Annotated in this window: 16 protein-coding genes and 1 pseudogene; 4 read left to right on the forward strand and 13 right to left on the reverse strand. The window is 69.1% G+C overall.

Features of this window, described 5'->3' with window-relative positions; genetic code table 11:
* Positions 1–262: 262 nt before the first annotated feature.
* From OG975_RS46150 to OG975_RS46200, 11 genes are all read right to left on the reverse strand, one after another.
* A complete protein-coding gene (locus OG975_RS46150; protein WP_406335757.1) occupies positions 263–1,261 on the reverse strand; it encodes a sugar phosphate isomerase/epimerase family protein in 999 nt (332 codons plus the stop codon).
* 43 nt (positions 1,262–1,304) lie between these two features.
* Positions 1,305–2,501: a Gfo/Idh/MocA family protein gene (locus OG975_RS46155; RefSeq protein ID WP_406335758.1), complete on the reverse strand. Its 1,197-nt coding sequence runs from the start codon at positions 2,499–2,501 to the stop codon at positions 1,305–1,307.
* A gap of 31 nt (positions 2,502–2,532) precedes the next feature.
* Positions 2,533–4,029 (reverse strand): CoA-acylating methylmalonate-semialdehyde dehydrogenase, encoded by a 1,497-nt coding sequence (locus tag OG975_RS46160; protein WP_406335759.1) that lies wholly within the window; start codon positions 4,027–4,029, stop codon positions 2,533–2,535.
* A gap of 12 nt (positions 4,030–4,041) precedes the next feature.
* On the reverse strand, positions 4,042–5,919 hold the full coding sequence (gene iolD / locus OG975_RS46165; RefSeq protein ID WP_406335761.1) for a 3D-(3,5/4)-trihydroxycyclohexane-1,2-dione acylhydrolase (decyclizing): 1,878 nt from the start codon (positions 5,917–5,919) through the stop codon (positions 4,042–4,044).
* Positions 5,916–6,800 carry a 5-deoxy-glucuronate isomerase gene (gene iolB, locus OG975_RS46170; protein WP_406335762.1) on the reverse strand — a complete coding sequence of 295 codons (885 nt, stop codon included), beginning with the start codon at positions 6,798–6,800 and terminating at the stop codon, positions 5,916–5,918. The genes iolD and iolB overlap by 4 nt, the downstream gene beginning before the upstream one ends.
* Positions 6,797–7,669, reverse strand: coding sequence for an aldolase (locus tag OG975_RS46175; protein ID WP_406335764.1), 873 nt, complete (start codon positions 7,667–7,669; stop codon positions 6,797–6,799). Before OG975_RS46175 ends, iolB begins: the two co-directional genes overlap by 4 nt.
* Before the next feature lie 4 nt (positions 7,670–7,673).
* A complete protein-coding gene (gene iolC, locus OG975_RS46180; protein WP_406335765.1) occupies positions 7,674–8,681 on the reverse strand; it encodes a 5-dehydro-2-deoxygluconokinase in 1,008 nt (335 codons plus the stop codon).
* Between the two features lie 234 nt (positions 8,682–8,915).
* A complete protein-coding gene (locus OG975_RS46185; RefSeq protein ID WP_406335767.1) occupies positions 8,916–9,773 on the reverse strand; it encodes a sugar phosphate isomerase/epimerase family protein in 858 nt (285 codons plus the stop codon).
* The gene (locus OG975_RS46190) at positions 9,770–10,648 is read right to left on the reverse strand and encodes an ATP-binding cassette domain-containing protein (RefSeq protein ID WP_406335768.1); all 879 of its coding nucleotides are present in this window, start codon (positions 10,646–10,648) and stop codon (positions 9,770–9,772) included. The genes OG975_RS46185 and OG975_RS46190 overlap by 4 nt, the downstream gene beginning before the upstream one ends.
* Before the next feature lie 5 nt (positions 10,649–10,653).
* Positions 10,654–11,724, reverse strand: coding sequence for an ABC transporter permease (locus tag OG975_RS46195; protein ID WP_406335770.1), 1,071 nt, complete (start codon positions 11,722–11,724; stop codon positions 10,654–10,656).
* Positions 11,725–11,729: 5 nt separating this feature from the next.
* Positions 11,730–12,749 carry a sugar ABC transporter substrate-binding protein gene (locus OG975_RS46200; protein WP_406335771.1) on the reverse strand — a complete coding sequence of 340 codons (1,020 nt, stop codon included), beginning with the start codon at positions 12,747–12,749 and terminating at the stop codon, positions 11,730–11,732.
* A 372-nt stretch (positions 12,750–13,121) separates the two neighbouring features.
* Here OG975_RS46200 and OG975_RS46205 point away from each other — a divergent pair, with 372 nt between their 5' ends.
* Both OG975_RS46205 and OG975_RS46210 read left to right on the forward strand, forming a co-directional pair.
* Complete coding sequence (locus OG975_RS46205; RefSeq protein WP_406335772.1) at positions 13,122–14,153, forward strand: LacI family DNA-binding transcriptional regulator; 1,032 nt, start codon at positions 13,122–13,124, stop codon at positions 14,151–14,153.
* Between the two features lie 90 nt (positions 14,154–14,243).
* A pseudogene (locus OG975_RS46210) lies at positions 14,244–14,357 on the forward strand (aldo/keto reductase); the annotation flags it as partial.
* A 646-nt stretch (positions 14,358–15,003) separates the two neighbouring features.
* Here OG975_RS46210 and OG975_RS46215 read toward each other — a convergent pair.
* On the reverse strand, positions 15,004–15,489 hold the full coding sequence (locus OG975_RS46215; RefSeq protein ID WP_406335773.1) for a hypothetical protein: 486 nt from the start codon (positions 15,487–15,489) through the stop codon (positions 15,004–15,006).
* 67 nt (positions 15,490–15,556) lie between these two features.
* Complete coding sequence (locus OG975_RS46220; RefSeq protein WP_406335774.1) at positions 15,557–16,228, reverse strand: TetR/AcrR family transcriptional regulator; 672 nt, start codon at positions 16,226–16,228, stop codon at positions 15,557–15,559.
* Positions 16,229–16,296: 68 nt separating this feature from the next.
* On the opposite strand from OG975_RS46220, the gene OG975_RS46225 reads away from it, so the two are divergent.
* Complete coding sequence (locus tag OG975_RS46225) at positions 16,297–17,136, forward strand: alpha/beta fold hydrolase (protein WP_406335775.1); 840 nt, start codon at positions 16,297–16,299, stop codon at positions 17,134–17,136.
* A 504-nt stretch (positions 17,137–17,640) separates the two neighbouring features.
* Positions 17,641–18,474 carry an enoyl-CoA hydratase/isomerase family protein gene (locus OG975_RS46230; protein ID WP_406335777.1) on the forward strand — a complete coding sequence of 278 codons (834 nt, stop codon included), beginning with the start codon at positions 17,641–17,643 and terminating at the stop codon, positions 18,472–18,474.
* Positions 18,475–18,595 lie beyond the last annotated feature (121 nt).

The raw sequence follows: 18,595 nt of genomic DNA on the forward strand, positions 1-18,595 counted from the left end.
CAGGTGTGCGGCGGACGTACGCGAGCAGATCGGCCACGGAGTCGAGGCAAGCCTTCAGCAGAGGGATCGCGCGCTGGCGCTGCTCGCCGCGCAGTCGGTGGCCGGGGCAGCGCCCGGGATCGTGAGGAAGATGCGGCGGTCCGTCGCAGTTCGCAGGGCCTCTCTCCGGGAGGGAACGGGCGGGCTGAAGGCGCGCACCGATGCCGACCGGGCCGTGGCCCCGTGCCCGGTCGGCGGGAACGGGGCCACGTACGCGGGTGGGTCAGAGGGCTGCCGCGGCGCTGTGCAGGTTCTTGGCGGCCAGGGCGAGTCCTTCGGTCTGGGAGTAGGCGGCGTCCTCGTGCTCGATGTTGACGGCCATGTCCGGGTCGATCTCCGCAAGGGCGCGCAGGAATTCGGTCCAGAAGGGCACGTCGTTGCCGAGACCGACGGCGACGAACTTCCACGCCGGGTTCTCGGGCCAGGCGTTGCACCAGAAGCCGTAGCCGGTCGGGACCTTGCCGGGTGCGTCGGCGGGCACCCGGGTGAACGACGTGTCCAGCACGCCACGGATGTCGGCGCCGGGGCAGAGCATCGCGTCCTTCGCGGCGGCGTGGAACACCAGCGGGCCCAGCCACTTGATCGAGGCGACGATGTCCATGCCCTGCCACATCAGGTGCGAAGGGTCCATCTCCGCGCCGACGTTGGTCGCGCCCGTCTCGTCGACGAGCCGCTTCAGGGTGACCGGGGAGAACACCAGGTTGTGCGGGTGCATCTCGATGGCGACCCGGACGTCGTTCTCGCGGGCCAGCGCGTCGATCTCCTTCCAGAACTCGACGGCCACGCCCCACTGGTAGTCCAGGACGTCCATGTAGACGCCGTCCCACGGATTCACCACCCAGGACGGGTACTTGGCGTCGGGGTCGGAGCCTGGCGTGCCGGACATGGTCACCACGTGTCGCACCCCGAGCAGGCCCGCCAGCCGGATGGTGCGGCGCAGGTCGTCGGCGTGCTTCGGGCCGACCCCCGGGAGCGGGTTGAGCGGGTTGCCGTTGCAGTTGAGCCCGGTCAGCTCCATCCCCCGGTCGGCGAAGGCCGCCAGGTACTCCGCACGCGCGGTGGCCGAGGACAGCAGCAGATCGACCGGGCAGTGCGGGGAGGGGATGAAGCCACCGGTGTTGACCTCCACGGAGGTCAGGCCGTTCTCCTTGAGGATGTCGAGGGCCTCGGGAAGGGGGAGGTCGTGCAGACAGGCGGTGTAGGCGCCGAGCTTGAGAGCCATGTGTCTCTTCCTTCTGAACAGGGTGTACGAGCTGTATGCGAGGTCAGGCGACGGGCGGGACCGCGGTGACCGCGCCGCCGCCCAGGGAGGAATCGACGACCGCCTGGATGATCTGCATGGTCCGCAGCGCGTCGGCGAAGGTGGCACAGGCCGGCAGCGGATCGGCGACCCCCGCCACCTGGTCGAGGAACGCCCGGGCCTGGTAGGTGAAGTTGTCGGCGTTGCTGGCGCCCACGCCCGGCGCCTCCATCGGGACCCCGCCCGCGAAGTAAGGCAGTTGCGGGCCGGCGATGATCTGACGGGCGCCGCGCGTACGGGCCTCGGGCTGGGCGTCGTCGAAGAGGTACTCGGCGGGCCGGTGCTGGTCGAACGCGGCCCGGCCGCCCAGGCCCAGGACGTCGAAGGAGAGCCCGTTGGGCAGACCGAAGCCGGTGCGCGTCACCGAGAAGGTGCCCACGAGCCCGGACTCGAAGCGGGCGGTGAAGGACGCGGTGTCCTCGTTCTCGACCTCGCCGAACTCGTCGGAGACGGGAGCGGCGTTGTGCCCGACGACCACGCCGAGCGGCAGCGGCCGCTTGGGGATCTGCGTCGACAGCGAGGCACCGGACACCGAGGCGATCGGCCCGGCGACGTACTCGGCGGCGTCGATGATGTGCGAGCCGACGTCCCCGAGCGCGCCGGAACCGGGGCCGCCCTTGAACCGCCAGCTCAGCGGCCCGTTCGGGTCGGTCGCGTAGTCGCACCAGTACCGGCCGCTGAACAGCGAGAGGTCGCCCAGCTCGCCGCGCTGGACATGCTCGCGGATCGCCGCGATGCCGGGGGACCGGCGGAAGGTGTAGCCGACGGCGGTCACGACCTCGGCGGTGCGCTCCAGCTCCGCCATCGCACGGGCGTCTTCCAACGACCCGGCCAGTGGCTTCTCGCACAGCACGTGCTTGCCCGCGGCGACCAGCGCCTCCGCGATCGGGCGGTGCAGCGCGTTGCCCACGACAATGCTGACGGCGTCGATCGTCGGGTCCTCGGCGACGGCCTCCCAGCTTGGGAGCGCCTTCTCGAACCCGTAACGACGGGCGGCGTCGACGCCGAGCTCGACGTTGGCGTCGGCTATCGCGGCCAGCCGGACCGGCGGCAGACCGGCGCCGAAGACCGTGTTGACGTTGCGGTAACCCGCGGCGTGGCTGCGGCCGGCCATGCCGGCTCCGATCACCGCGACGGAGATCGGCTTGCTGGATGTGGTCATGGCGTGTCCTTGGGGGAGGGATCGGGAGATCTCAGTTGGAGGTGGGGAAGTTGAACCCGGCGTTCACCTGCTGGGCGGGCTGCGGCCAGCGCGTGGTGACGACCTTGGGGCGGGTGTAGAAGCGGATGCCCTCGGGGCCGTGGACGGGGGAGTCGCCGATGAGGGAGTCCTTCCAGCCGCCGAAGGAGTAGTACGACATCGGCACCGGCACGGGGACGTTGATGCCGATCATGCCGACCTTGATCCGGCGCTGGAACCGGCGTGCCGCCTCACCGCTGCCGGTGAACAGGGCAGTTCCGTTGCCGTACGGATTGGCGTTGATGAGGTCGATCGCCTCGTCGAGCGAGTCCACCCGGACGACGGCGAGCACGGGCCCGAACAGCTCCTCCTTGTACGCGTCCATCTCGGCGGTGACCCGGTCGAGCAGGGACGGCCCGGTGAAGAAGCCCTCCTCGTGACCGTCGACCTTCAGCCCGCGCCCGTCCACGACGACCGTCGCGCCCTGCTTGGCGGCGACACCGACGGCGTGCTCGACGCGCTCCTGCGATGCCTTGGTGACGAGCGGCCCCATCTCGACGCCCGGCATGTCACCGGGGCCGACCTTGACCTCGCGCGCCTTGAGCTCCAGGGCCTCGACCAGTGCATCGGCCGCCGTACCCACCGCGACGGCGACGGACACGGCCATGCACCTCTCGCCGGCCGAGCCGTAGGCGCCCGCCGTGATGTGGTTGGCGGCGAACTCGATGTCGGCGTCGGGCAGCACGACGGCGTGGTTCTTGGCGCCGCCGAGCGCCTGGACCCGCTTGCCGTGCGAAGTGGCCTGCTCGTGCACGTACTTGGCGATGGGCGTCGAGCCGACGAAGGAGACGGCCTCGATGCCGGGATGGGTGAGGATCGCGTCGACCGCGTCCTTGCCGCCGTGCACGACGTTGAAGACGCCGTCCGGGAGACCGGCGCGCCGGTACAGCTCGGCGACGAAGTTCGCGGCGGACGGGTCGCGCTCACTGGGCTTCAGGACGAAGGTGTTGCCGGTGGCGATGGCCATCGGGTGCATCCAAAGAGGCACCATGGCCGGGAAGTTGAAGGGCGTGATCCCCGCGACGACACCGAGCGGCTGCCGGAAGTTGTGCACGTCGACACCGCGCGACACCTGGTCCGAGAAGCTGCCCTTCAGTACGTCGCCGAGCCCGCACGCGAACTCCACGACCTCCCGGCCGCGTGTGATCTCGCCGCGCGCGTCGTCGACCGTCTTGCCGTGCTCGGCCGAGATGATCCGGCCCAGCTCCTCCTCATGCTCCACGAGCAACTGCCGGAAGGCGAACATCACTTGGGTGCGCTGCGCCAGCGACGACTCCGACCAGGTCTCGAACGCGGCAGTGGCGACCGCGACGGCGGCATCGACATCGGAGCCGCCGCCGAGCAGGACCCGCGCCTGCTCCAGGCCGGTGGCCGGGTTGAACACCGGCGCGGTGTGCGGGGCGGAGCCCTCGGCGGGCGTGCCGTTGATCCAGTGCTGGATGGTTGTCACGTGAGGGTGTCCTTACAGGTAGTGGCGCTGGTCGAGCTTGTGGGAGGCGTACGTCTCGTATGCGGCACGGGTGGAGTCCAGGGCGGACGTCTGGGCGACCGGTACGTCCCACCAGCCGTGGCCGGGCGGATTCGGCCCGTACAGATCGGTCTCGACATGCACGACCGTGGTGCGGGTGGCCGCCTTCGCCTTCTCCATCGCCGCACGGAATTCGTCGACGGAGGTGGCGTGCAGAACGTCCGCGCCGAGCGAGGAGGCGTTGGCGGCGAGGTCGACGGGGAGTACGTCACCGTCGAGCTGGCCCGAATCGCCGTTGCGGAAGCGGTACTTGGTGCCGAACCGCTGCGAGCCGAGCGACTCCGACAACGCGCCGATGGACGCGAAGCCATGGTTTTGCACCAGGACGACGATGACCTTCAGCCCCTCGGAGACCATGGTCACGATTTCCTGAGCCATCATCAGATATGAGCCGTCGCCCACGAGTACGACGACCTCGCGCGACGGATCGGCCATCTTGGCGCCGACGCCGGCCGCGACCTCGTACCCCATGCAGGAGTAGGCGTATTCGACGTGGTACGCCTTCGGATCCCGGGCTCGCCACAGCTGTTGCAGGTCGCCCGGCAGGGAACCGGCGGCGTTGATGACGACGGCGCGGTCGTCGAGGACGTCGTTGAGTGCGCCGAGGATCTCGGTCTGGGCGGGCAGTGGGCCGTGCGCCCGGTTGAAGCACTCGTTCTCGATCTCCCGTGTGCGCGCGATGAGTTGACGTATGCGGTCCCGGTAGGCGGGGTCGACCTCCCAGTCGGAGAGCACACCCGCCAGCGCCTGGATGCCGAACCGGGCATCCGCCACCAGCGGTTCCGCCGAGTGCTTCACGGCGTCCAGCCGGGCCACGTTGAGGTTGACGAACGTGACGTCCGGATTGCCGAAGACCGTGTGACTGGCGGTGGTGAAGTCGGAGTAACGGGTGCCGATGCCCAGCACGACATCGGCGTCCTTCGCCAGCTCGTTGGCCGCGTACGAACCCGTGGAGCCGATGCCGCCCACCGCGTACGGGTGGTCCCACGGCACCGCGCCCTTGCCCGCGTGCGTGTCCGCGACCGGGATGCCGGTGGCCTCCGCGAAGGCACGCAGCTCGGTCTCGGCACCCGAGTAGACGGTCCCGCCTCCGGCCACGATCAGCGGCCTGCGTGCGCCGCGCAGCAGCCGCGCGGCCCGCTCGACGGCGGCCGGCTCCGGCACCGGGCGGCCCACATGCCAGACCCGGCGCCGGAAGAACTCGGCCGGCCAGTCGAAGCCTTCCGCCTGCACGTCCTGCGGCAGTGCGAGCGTGACGGCGCCGGTCTCCACCGGGTCGCTCAGCACCCGCATCGCGGCCAGCGCGGCAGGGATCAGCTGTTCGGGACGCGAGATGCGGTCGAAGTACTTCGATACGGCACGGAAGGCGTCGTTGACCGTGACGTCCCCGCCCCGGGTGTCCTCCAGCTGCTGAAGCACCGGGTCTGCGGCCCGGGTGGCGAACATGTCGCTGGGCAGCAGCAGGATCGGAATCCGGTTGGTCGTGGCCAGCGCCGCGCCGGTGATCATGTTCGTGGAGCCGGGGCCGGTCGACGCCGTACAGGCGAAGGTGGCCAGCCGGTCGCGCATCTTGGCGTACGCCACGGACGCGTGCACCATGCCCTGTTCGTTGCGGGCCAGGTAGTAGGGGAGGTCGGCTTCCCGGGTGACGGCGGCCTGGAGCAGGGCCTGCCCGATCCCGGCCACGTTGCCGTGCCCGAAGATGCCCCACACGCCGGGGATCAGCCGTTGCTCCTGGCCGTCGCGCTCGCTGTACTGGTTGGCCAGGAAGCGGACCAGGGCCTGGGCGGTGGTGAGGCGGATCGTGGTCATCGTGGGGCCTCCTCGCCGGCGAAGGGGAGACGGGGGTCGACGGTCTGGGACTCCCAGGTTTCGCGGACCCACCCGTGCGCGGGGTCGTCGCAGATCAGCCAGGCGCGGTCCTGGCCTGGGCCCGCCATGACGTTGAGGTAGTAGAGGTCGTAGCCGGGCGCGGCGATCGACGGCCCGTGCCAGCCGTGCGGGATCAGGACGGTGTCACCGGAGCGGACCTCGGCGAGCACGTCGATCGGCCGGTCCGCGGTGCCGTACACGCGCTGGTAGCCGAAGGCCCGCTCGCCGCCGCCGACCTCGAAGTAGTAGATCTCCTCCAGCTCGGATTCGGCTCCGGGGCGCGCTTCGTCGTGCTTGTGCGGCGGGTACGAGGACCAGTTGCCGCCGGGCGTGAGGACCTCGCACACCAGCAGCTGCTCGGCGTCGAAGGTGCCGGGCAGGCAGTAGTTGTTGACCTGGCGGGAGCAGTTTCCGGCGCCGCGCAGCTCGACGGGCACTGTGTCCTTCGGGCCGTAGCGGGCGCGGAGGCCGCCTTGCCCCGTACGGGCCGAGGGCAGTGCGAAGGTTCCTCCGGCGGCGCTGCCCAGGACGGCCACGGACCCCCGGGGTACGTACGCGAAGTCGGTGACCGAGGCGAAGACGCCCGTACGGCCGTCGAGTTCGAAGCTCTGCCCGCCGACGGTGACTGTGCAGCCGCCGCGCAGGGGGAGCACCAGGAACTCGGAGTCACCGGTGGTGAGCGTGTGCGTCCCGCCCGGCCTCAGGGTCAGGATTCTGAGGCCGGAGTATCCCCAGCCCGCCGACTCGGGCGTGACGAGGAGGTCGTACGGACCGTCGGACGAAGTCCCTTTCGGCAGGTGGTACTTGCTTGTGTCCGTCACAGCAGGCTCACCGCCTTGTCCACCGCCCCGGCGACATCGCCGTTCGACGGGTAGAGGAGCGAGCGGCCCACGACCAGGCCCTGCGCGGTGGGTTGCTTGAGAGCCTTGCCCCAGGATGCGAACGCCGCCGCGGGATCTGTGACCTCGCCGCCCAGCAGGAGTGCGGGCAGCGTCGAGGCGGACAGCACACGCTCCATGTCGTTCACGACCGGCAGCTTCAGCCAGGTGTAGGCGGTGCGGCGGCCCAGCCCGGAGGCGATGGTGATCGACTTGACGACGGCGTCGGGGGAGAGGTCGTTGCGGACTCTCCCGTCCTGCCAGCCGCTGAGGAACGGCTCGACCATGGCGATGAGCTGACGGTCATTCAGCTCGTCCACGGCCCGGGCGGTGTTCTCCAGTACGGACGGGGTCGCCGGGTCGTCGAGCGCGATACGGGTGAGCATCTTGCCGCCGTCGAAGCCCATCTCGGCGATCGTCTCGGCGTCGTAGCCGGTGAACCGGTCGTCGATCTCGAACGCCGAGCCGGCGAGCCCGGCGCGGTTCATGGAGCCGAAGACGCTCTTGCCGTCGAGGACGCCGAGGAGCAGCAGGTCCTCCAGGATGTCGGCGGTGGCCAGCACACCGGTCACACCGGGCCGCTCCAGGGCGACACACAAGCGGTCGAGCAGCTCGAAGCGGTCGGCCATGGCGTTCGGGTCGCCGCCCACGCCGTTGGCGCCGCGCGCCGGATGGTCCGCCGCGATGATCATCGCCTTGCCGTGCCCGCCGAGCGGGGAGGTGGCCTTCACGCGTCGCGCGGCCGCTGCCGCGATGGAACCGGGGGCGTTGACCCGGGCCTCCACGATCCGGTTCACATGGTCAGAGAGCACGTCGTCACACCTCTCGCTGGGGATCGTCGAGGGAATCGGGGGCCGTAGGAGCGGGGGTCGCCGGGTGGAGCTTCGCTTCCACCTCGGCCTCCGTCGGCATGGCGTCGGAGCAGGCGAGGCGGCCCGCGACGATGGCGCCGGCGGCGTTGGCGAAGGCGAGCGTGCGGCGGATGTCCCAGCCGGACAGCAGGCCGTGGCAGAGCGCGCCACCGAAGGCGTCACCGGCACCGAGGCCGTTGACGACGTCCACCGGGACCGGCGGTATCGCGGTGGCCGAACCGTCGCGGGCGACAGCCAGCACGCCCTTGGGCCCCTGCTTCACCACCGCCAGCTCCACTCCGGCGGCGAGCAGGGCCTTCGCGGCGGCGTACGGATCACGCTCGCCGGTGGCAACCTCGCACTCGTCGAGGTTGCCGACGGCCACCGTGGTGTGGGACAGGGCCTCGGCGTAGTACGTACGCGCCTGGTCGGGATGGCGCGAGGCTGCGTCTTTCCAAAACGCCGGCCGCCAGTCGAGGTCGAAGACCGTCGTGCCGGACTTCGCCCGGTGTGCCAGGGCCGCGAGGGTGGCCGAGCGGCTCGGTTCTTCGCTCAGGCCGGTGCCGGTGACCCAGAAGACACGGGCGTCGCGCACGGCGTCCAGGTCCAGCTCACCGGGGTGAATGTCCAGGTCGGGGGCGCTCGGCAGGCGGTAGAAGTAGAGCGGGAAGTTGTCCGGCGGGAAGATCTCGCAGAAGGTCACCGGCGTCGGCGCGATGTCCGACGTACCGACGAAACGGCTGTCGACGCCGTAGCCCTCCAGGGCCGTGCGGACGTAGTCCCCGAACGGGTCACGGCCCGTCTTGGTGATGACGGCGGAGGAGTGCCCGTAGCGGGCGGCCGCCACGGCGACGTTGGTGGGACTGCCGCCGAGGTATTTGCCGAACGAGGTGACCTCCGCCAGCCCCACGCCGGTCTGGAGCGGATACACATCCACTCCCACACGGCCCATGGTCAGGACTTCCAACGGCATGACGCGGTTTCCCTTCGCTCCGGAGACCCGGGGGTTGACTGGATTTAAAGCGCTTTAAAAGACCTTCCAGCGGAGTACGATGCCTACGCTGATATGTCATGTCAATAGGTTTTTATTGCGAGATTTCGCGATTCTGGTGACCGCACCCTGGCCGACGCGGATCGGCGGTGCGACGAAGGGGCCGGCGGCCCGTGTGAGGCGTCCACACGGGCCGCTCACGGCACGGCGGCACCGTCAGGACAGGCCGGCCAGGTATGCGTCGATCGTCTTCCGCATGAAGACGGAGGACTCCTTGGCCCGTTCTTCCCAGGCGAAGACGCAGGCCGTCAGGGTGCCGTCGAAGTTGTGGGTGCGCAGTTCGCGGAAGAGTCCGTCGAAGTCGACTTCGCCCTGGCCGATGTCGAGGTGCTGGTGGATGCGGGCGGCAGTGCCCGGTGGATTGAGGATGTAGCGGTTGCCGGATGACGCCGTGTGGTCGAAGGCATCAGCCAGATGGACGTGGGTGAGCAGGTCGCCCGCGTACTCGATGATGCCGGGGGCGTCGTTGCCGATGTGGAACGTGTGTGGGGCGCAGTAGAGGAAGCTGACGGCCGGGTTGTTGATGCCGCGGATCAGGTTGATCGCGTCGTGGCCGTTCTCGATGAAGTCGTCGGGATGCGGCTCCAGGGTGAGGCGGATGCCTTCGCGTTCGAAGAGCGGGAGCAGTTCGTCGAGGGAGTTCCAGAACTGGGCCTCCGAGCGGTCGGCCGCCTCGGGGCGGCCGTTGAACTCGGAGATCATGCTGTCGACCCCGAGGTCCGCGGCGATCTGGATGGACCGCTTCCAGTAGCGCACCGCGGCCTGCCGGTCGTCCTCGTCCGGCCCGGACCAGCGGAACAGCGGCAGCAGGGAGGAGATGCCGACGCCCGCCGCGTTGAGAGCCTTGCGGAATTTCCGTACGGTCGCGTCGTCGACGCGTGGGTGCCGGAAGAAGGGGATGAAGTCCTCCCGCGGGGAGAGTTCGATCCATTCGTAGCCCAACTCGGCTACCACGGCGGGCAGTTCGAGCAGCGGGACGTTACGGATCATGTACGGGTCGAGGGCGATCTTCACGTGACTGTGCCTTCCGGGAGTTCCTCGACGTCGACGCCGCGTACCTGTGCCAACTCGTGCTTGAGCGCGGCGAGTTCGGCGCCGCCGGCCATGTGGTTGGTGAGCTCTTCGAGGCTGACCTCGCTGCGGTCGGCGCTGAGTTCGAGGGTGCCGAGGCGGAGCACGCTGAAGTGGCCGCCGACCATGTAGGCGTGGTGCGGGTTGTGGGTGATGAAGATGACGCCGAGACCGCGGTCGCGGGCGGCGGCGATGTATTTGAGGACGACACCGGACTGCTTGACGCCGAGCGCGGCGGTCGGCTCGTCGAGGATGAGGACGCGGGCGCCGAAGTAGACGGCGCGGGCGATGGCCACGGACTGGCGCTGGCCGCCGGAGAGGGTGCCGATGGGCTGGTCCAGGTCGTCGAGGACGATGCCCATGTTGCGCAGTTCCTCGTCGGCGGTCTGCTTCATGCGGGCGATGTCGAGGCGGCGCACGGGCCAGGGGCCCTTGGTCATCTCGGAGCCGAGGAAGAAGTTCCGCCACACCGGCATCAGCGGGACGGTGGCGAGGTCCTGGTAGACGGTGGCGATGCCGCTGTCGAGGGCTTCGCGGGGGGTGTTGAAGCGCACCGGCTCGCCGTCGACGAGGAACTCGCCCTCGGTGTGCTGGTGCAGACCCGAGATGATTTTGATGAGGGTGGATTTGCCGGCGCCGTTGTCGCCGAGCACGCACGTGACCTGGCTGCGGTGGACCTTCAGATCGACGCCGTGCAGGGCGCGGATGTTGCCGTACGACTTGCCCGCGTTGCGGAGTTCGACGACGGGACTGCCCTCCCGGGACGGGGCGTCGGCGAGGATGGCTCCGTGCGGAGCGGTTCCGTTGGTGGTTGTCATGTGGGTCACCTCCGGGTCGCCGTGCGGCTGACCCACAGATTGATGAGGGTGGCGCCGAGCAGCATCACGCCGAGGAAGGCCTTGAACCAGTCGGGGTTCCAGCCGGCGTAGACGATGCCCTGCTGCACCATGCCGAACATGAAGGCACCGAAGACCGGGCCGATCGCGGAGCCATGGCCGCCGGTGAGGAGGCAGCCGCCGATCACCGCCGCGGCGATGTAGATGAGTTCCTGGCCGACGCCCTCGCCCGACTGCACGGTGTTGAAGGAGAACAGCTGGTGCATGCCGATGAACCAGGCGCCGAAACCGACCAGCATGAACAGGGAGATCTTGGTGAAGGTGACCGGCACGCCGACCGCGCGGGCGCTGTCCTGATTGCCGCCGACCGCGAAGATCCAGTTGCCGTACTTGGTGCGCAGCAGCACCCAGGTCGCGATCGCCGCGAAGACCAGCCACCACACGATGGTGATCTTCACCTGGACACCGCCGACGTCGAACGACGAGGCGAAGACCTTCTTCGCCTGGTCGAAGCCGTCCATGCTGCTGATGTCGTCGGTCGCGACGTTTTCGGTGACCAGCTTGGTCACCGCCAGATTCACACCTTGCACGATGAGGAACGTGCCGAGGGTGACCAGGAAGCTCGGCAGCCCGGTGCGGACCAACATCCAGCCGTTGAACAGGCCGATGGCGAGCGACACCAGGAGGGCGACGATCACACCGACCCAGACGTTCATGGTCAACTGGTAGCTGACCATGCTCGCGGTCAGTGCCGAGGTGATCACCGCGACGCCGGCCGACAGGTCGAACTCGCCGCCGATCATCAGCAGGGCCACGGGCAGCGCCATGATGCCGATCGTCGACGACTGGTACAGGATGTTGGCCATCGAGCTGCCGTCGCGCACCGGCGGCGCCGTGATCAGGAAGAACACGAGTACCGCGGCGGCGCCGAGGAACACGCCCACTTCGGGTCGGGCGAGCAGCCTGAGCGCCAGGGAGCGCTGCGCGGTCCGCCCGTCGGTCTCCTTGGGGCCGGAGGCCGGCGGTGTGGTCACCGCCGGCTCAGCCTGCTGGGTCATGTTCGTCACCGGGTGCCCTTCGCGGCGAACTTGGCGACAGCGTCGACGTTGGACTTGTCGACGAAGGCCGGGCCGGTCAGGATCGGCTGCTCGCCGCCACCGCTGTAGTTGCCGTTGGTCTTGTAGAGCCACAGGGAGTCGACCGCCAGGTAGCCCTGGAGGTAGGGCTGCTGGTCGACCGCGAACTGGATGCTGCCCTTCTCGATGGCGGAGATGAGGTCCTTGTTGAGGTCGAAGGTGGCGACCTTCGCCTTACTGCCGGCCTCGGACGCCGACTGTGCGGCCGTCAGGGCGAACGGGGCGCCGAGCGTGACGACCTCGTCGATGGACTTGTCCTGCGTGAGCTTGGCGGTGATCGTCGACTTCACGGAGGGCATGTCGGTGCCGTTGACGTAGAGGATGTCGGTCTTGCCGCTGAAAGTCTTCTTCACACCGGCGCAGCGCTCTTCGAGGTTGATGTCGCCCTGGGCCTGGATGACGCACAGGGTGTGCTTGGCGCCGGTGGTGTTGAGCTTGGTGCCGAGTGCCTGGCCCGAGACGGACTCGTCCTGGCCGAAGAACGACATCAGGCCCTGCTTCTTCCAGTCGGACAGGCCGGCGTTGAAGCCGACGACCGGAATGCCGGCCTTCTCCGCCTTGGCGACCACGGCCTTCATGGCGTCCGGCTTGGCGAGGGTGACGGCGATGCCGTCGACCTTCTGATCGATCGCGTTCTGCACGAGGTTGGCCTGGTCGCCCGCGGTCTCGTCGTTGGAGTAGATGAGCTTGACGTTGTCCTTGGCGGCGGCTGCCTCGGCCCCCTTCCGGATGGTGTCCCAGAACGTGTCGCCGGAGGGCGCGTGGGTGACCATCGCGATCGTCATCCGGGGGGTGTTGGCCTTGCCGGCGGAGGCGGCGGCCCCGCTCTCCTCGGCCTTCTTGCCGCCGGAGCCGCTGGAACAGCCGGCGAGGGTGAGCGCGGCCGCGGCGGCCACGGCCACGGCGGGGGCGATTCTGCGGGAACGGGGGAGGGGAGTGCGCTTCATGGTTCATGCACCTCGCTGTGCGAACGGGGATGGGGTGGTTGACAGTGATCCGCGGCTGCCGACTGCCGGTAGTCGGCTGGGGAGATGGCGGCGGCCGCGGTGGGTACGGGCGCGGGAGCAGGGGCGGGAGGCTGAATCCGGTTCGGCGGGTCCGGCGGCGAATGGGCGCCTTGTGGGCGTCGTCGACGGTGACCCGGCACGTATCAGGAAGCCCGGCGTCCAGCACGGCGGCGTCGTTCGGCCTCCCGAGCTGACCTGGCTGACTTGGTCGGTACAACAGGACAATTTAAAGCGCTTTAAGTTCTGGTACTATCGGCTTGTTTCGCGAACGTGTCAAGGGAGTTGCGCGAGGAGATGTACCGGGAGGTGCAAGTGGACGACGTCGGTTCCGAGCGTCGTCGGGACGGTGCGAACAAACGCCCCCGGCTGGAGGACGTGGCCGCCCGCGTAGGTGTGTCCACCGCGTCCGTCTCCCTGGTACTGCGCGGTGTGTCCGGTCCCAGCGAACGCACCCGGCAACGCGTCCTGAAAGCCGCCGCCGAGCTCGGATACCAGGTCGACCGCACCGCCAGCCTGCTGGCCAGCAGGCGCACCCGGCTGCTCGGCGTCATGGTCGACATCCACAGCCCCTTCCACGCCGAACTGGTCGAGCATCTGCACACGGCCGCCGAGGACGTCGGCTACGACCTCGTCCTCAGCACCCAGACCCGCACCCGCGGCGAGCACACCGCCGTCGAGACACTGCTCGCCTTCCGTAGCGAGGCCCTGATCCTGCTCGGACCGACCGCCCCCGCCGACACGCTCGCCGCCCTCGACCGAAAGGCACCGGTCATCGCCGTCGGCCGCCGGATCGCCGACGCCGACCTGGACGTCGTCCGCACCGCGGACGACGACGGGGTCGGCCAGATCGTCGACCATCTGGTGACACTCGGCCACCGTGCGATCACCTACGTCGACGGCGGCAAGGGCGTCATCGCCACCGATCGCCGCCGCGGCTACCGCACCGCCATGCGCCGCCACGGCCTGGACTCGCACATCAGAGTCCTGCGCGGAGACCACACCGAAGCCGCGGGCGAGCGTGCAGCCCGCCACCTCCTCGACGGCGGCGAACTGCCCACCGCCGTCGTCGCGTTCAACGACCAGGCCGCCATCGGAGTCCTGGCCGCCCTCTCCCGCGCGGGTGTCGCCGTCCCGGAGGAGGTGTCCGTGGTCGGTTACGACGACGACGCCCTCTCCCGTCTGAGCTGCTTCAATCTGACCACCGTCAGCCAGAGCGCCGACGAACAGGCCCGCCACGCGGTGACCGCCGCCGTCGAACGCCTCGACCAGGGCCGCACCGAGCCCCGCGAGGTCGTCCTCGCCCCGCACCTCGTCGTACGCGGCACCACGGCCGAGCCCGTATGACCGGCTCTGCCCGCTCTGAACCGGCGGCAGGTGAAGTGCCCGATGCCCGGCACCCGCGGTCCGCGGGCGGCAAGGCGGGGCGCGTGCCACAGCAGCGCCGTCACCGTGAAGGCCGCAGTCGAGGGCTCGCTCAAGCGGCTCGGCACCGACTGCATCGACCTGTACTACCAGCACCGCGCCGACCCGGCCATGCCCATCGAGGAGCGGCGCTGTAGGGACGGCCTGCATCGGTGAGCGCGTGCACCGCTTCGAACAGCCGTCGGGCATGCCTGCCGGCGCGAGTGTCCGCTGAGGGATCCTCGACGGCTTCCTCGCCAGACGGCGGATCGCATGCCTCGACCGGAGACAGAGCTGCGGGCAGGCACCCGCGGTGGGCGGCGGCGATCTCCTGGACGCGCCGGGAGAGGCCCTGCCACAAGTGGAAGCGGACGCTGACCTGCACAGCCGTCAGGGCACCCTCGGCGATGCCCTGACGGTAGGTCAGCGGGCCGTCCCGGCAGGCCACTTCGGCACCGGGATGCGCGCGCAGCCGACGGCATTCGCATCAACAGGGAGAGCGCGGTGCACCGCGAGAGCTCGACCTTGAGGACGCGCAGCATCCGGGCCCCGCCCCGGCTGGCCCGCATCACACCGACCGCCTCGACCAGGTGCTCCCAGCAACGGCGTGCACCGCTGAGAGCGCACCGTGAGCTCCGGCACCTGTTCAGCAAAGGTCACCTTCGGGCAGACCGTGTTCGCGCAGTACAGACGGCGAACGCTCAAATCGATCCGCACCGGACGGCCCCCGAGCGCGGTGTCAGCAAGGTGCCGCACATAACGGCTGTGGCTGGAGACCGCCGCTCGAAGTGGGCTACAGAAGGGATGGTCCTCCCATGAGGCTCTCGGTACAGATCCGGCCGACCGCCCGGTCTGCGGGCACCTGCTCGACCTCACCGAAGTAGGCATCGCGCGGAAGCGTCTCCTGCTGGAGACGGAGGTCGCCGGGGTCCGGGACACGGACATCAGAGGCAGGCAGCAACTCGTCGGCGTGGGCAACAAGATCGCGCAGGCCGTCGAGGAGGCGCGCCGTCGTCGTCTCGTCATCGGCGTGGGTGAGCTGCGCGTCGACGCGCCGGTGGTCGGAAGTGTGCAGGTTGATGCGGTGGCGTCGACGCGTCCGGTCGGCGGCATCGTAAGCGCTGAATTCGACCCCGCTCAGGTCGATGAAGATCTGGAGGGGGTCCATGTCGAAGGCGCGTGCCTCGCCGACGAAGTCATCGCGGTCGTAGACGTGCAGGCCCTCGATGTACTCGATGGCCGCTCGTACACGGCGGGCGCTGGAAAGCGCCTCATCCATGAGCTCACGGCCATGTTCCGCCATCTGGCGGCGCCACCCGTCGTGGGCTTGCGTCGGTCGGCTGCGGTCAGGCTTCTGGGCTCCTTGCCGCTGGCTGGTCGCTGTTGCCGTGTGCCAGTGACGCGAGAATTTCCTTGCGGCAGACATCGAGGATTTCGTCCGCAAGCGGAGAACCGTCCGGGCACGCCCGCGACAACATGACCGCGCCGACCGAATGGGCGAGCATGTCGATCACCGTGCTGCGGGCCGCGCGCTGGTCCTCATCCCCCGGCGTATCGCTTTGGGACTGAAGGGCCGTCAGCATGTTCTCGATCCCGGCTGCGAACTCTGTTCGGATGTCCGCCGGCTGACGTGCGGCGTCGCCGCTGAGGGCCGCGATGGTGCAGCCGTCACCGCGCTCGTCGCGATGCTCCCGGGAGACGTAGGCCTCGACGAACTCGGCGGCGTCCAGACCTTCTGTCCGTGCCGCGGTCTGGGAGAGCCCGCTTGCGGACGCTTCGGCCATCAGGTCGGCCTTGGACCGGAAGTGCTTGTAGAACCCGCCATGGGTGAACCCGGCGGCTGCCATCAGTTCCGCCACGCCGACACCGTCGTAGCCGCGCTCACGGAACAGCCTGGCGGCTGTCGCGACGATGTGCGCACGGTTCTGCTGTGCCTGTGCCTTGGTGACCCGCATGTCCAGCCGCCCCTTCTTCGGTCGACGCTCGACGGTCAAGCATACATAGATGTCGATCGACATCCAAGTGGTTGACTTTTTAGATTATGACCGTCATCGTATTGCTCATCCACTACAGAAAGGGTCAGGCCATGAGTGACACGCACCTGACTGCACCGACTCGTTTCATCGAGGTCGACGGCGACCGATTCGCCTACCGACGCTGGGGCAAGCCCTCCGGCGTCCCGATCTTCCTCGTCCAGCACTTCCGCGGCGGAATGGACCACTGGGACCCCCTGCTCACCGACGGCCTGGCCGAAGGCCGTGAGGTCATCCTGTTCGATGGGCGCGGCATCGCCTCGTCATCCGGCACGCCGCGTAACCGGATCGAGGACATGGCCGACGACATTGCCGCGGTCATCCGGGCGCTGGGGCTGGAGCAGGTCGATCTGCTGGGCTTCTCGGTCGGCGGTGTCCAGGCACAGGAGGTCACGCTGCGCCACCCTCAGCTGGTGCGCAAGCTCCTCCTGCTCGGCACCGGCCTGCGAGGCGGGGACCCGACGGTCGACCCCAAGGTGCCTGAGCACGCAGCGGCTCCGGTCCCCAGCGTGGAGGACTTCCTCTTCCTGTTCTTCGGCCGCTCGGAAGCCGCGGTGGAAGCGGGCCGGGCCTTCTGGGAGCGACGTCACCAGCGGGCCGACCAGGACGTGCCGAGCTCGCTCGAGGTCGCACAGGCGCAGCTTGAAGCGATTACGGCCTATGCGGAGCCCCTGCCGGGCGAGAATCCCTACGCCTACCTGAACGCGATCACCCAGCCGACGCTGGTCCTCAATGGTGAGAACGACGTGATGATCGCCTCGATCAACTCCTGGCACCTCTCCCAGAACATCCCCGACGCTCAGCTGCTGATCTACCCCGACGCCGGGCATGGAGCGCAGTTCCAGTACCCCGAGCGGTTCCTGAAGCACGCCATTCAGTTCCTCGACGAGTAACACCTGCGGGGCTTCGGTGTAGTCGCTGACGTCTGGTCGGTGATGATCGGCCGGCTCATCGGAGCCCGGAAGGTGACAGGCACACTTCCCAGGCCATGGAGTCCTCTACGCCCCGTGGCCGAAACGGAAGACAGTCCCGCCGACGGATCGTCGCCGATTTCGCCTGCTTGACCAGCGGCGCGAAACAGGCCGGGCCCGGGCCTGCCGGAGCGGCCGACCGAGGCCGACGCATCCTGTGCGATCCGGGCGGGGCGCGCTGTCGCCCGGGTGCCGTGCCCGCACTCACCGCCTTACTCGGCTCTACCGAAGCCAAGCCTGAACGCGGCGACAGAATCCCCGGGATTGCTTGTCGCGGGCGCCGCCCACCGGTGCGTTGCACGCACTCATCCCGCCAGACCCCTCGGCGGTCAGGTCCGCAAGGTGTGACCGGACCGACAGCCGCCCGGACCGCCGGACCACCATGCCGCCACGCCCCCGTGGCGCATCACTCTTGAGGAGTACACCATGACGCAGCCCAGCACGATCAGCGTCGAGAGCCCGACCCCCCGGATCCGCAAGATCACATTCTCGAACCCGCCGGTGAACCTGTTGGTCCCGGAGACCTTCGCCCGGCTGCGGGATGTCATCACGGAGATGAGCGAAGACCCGGAGGTCCGCGTCGCCATCTTCACGAGCAGTACACCCGGCTACTTCATCAACCACTTCGACATCGCCTCGGCCGGCGACGTTGCCGAGCCGCCAGCCGAGGGTGAGGTGCCGCCCGCCGTCGACGTCCTGATGCGGTTGACGAAGGCCCCGTTCATCAGCATCGCGGCCATACGCGGACGGACCCGGGGCGGCGGGAACGAGTTGGCGCTTGCCTGCGATCTGCGCTACGCCAGCCGCGAGCAGGCACTGTTCGGCCAGCCGGAGGTCGCCAGCGGCCTGCTGCCCGGCGGTGGCGGCAGTGAACGGCTGCCTCGGCTGATCGGCCGCGACCGCGCGCTGGAGGCCATCCTCGGCAGCGACGACTACGACGCCGACCTGGCCGAGCGCTACGGCTGGATCACCCGCGCCCTGCCGGACACCGAGCTGGACAGCTTCGTCGAGGGCATGGCTGCACGGCTCGCGTCCTTCGACAAGACCGTGCTGGGCGCCGCCAAGGCCCAGATCAACCGGGCGACCCTGCCGCCGGACGCCGACCTCCAGGCGGCGTACGGGGAATTCCTGAACTCGCTGACAGGGCCAGGGTTCCAGGAGCGGCTGCCCGCAGTCGGCAAGCTCATCACCGAACTGGGCGTCGAGGAGTGGCAGCGGAACCTGGGCAAGTACCTCGGCCTCGCCAACCAGCAGGCTTAGGTCGTCCACACCCGCTGCGACGACGCCACGGCCGCCGCACACCTCATCCAGACGCACAGCAGCCCCAGCTCCATGTCCCAGTACCTCTCGGTACCGGACCGACCGGAAGAGAGGGTGACCA

The organism is Streptomyces sp. NBC_00203, assembly GCF_045206325.1.
GTDB classification, from domain to species: domain Bacteria; phylum Actinomycetota; class Actinomycetes; order Streptomycetales; family Streptomycetaceae; genus Streptomyces; species Streptomyces lutosisoli.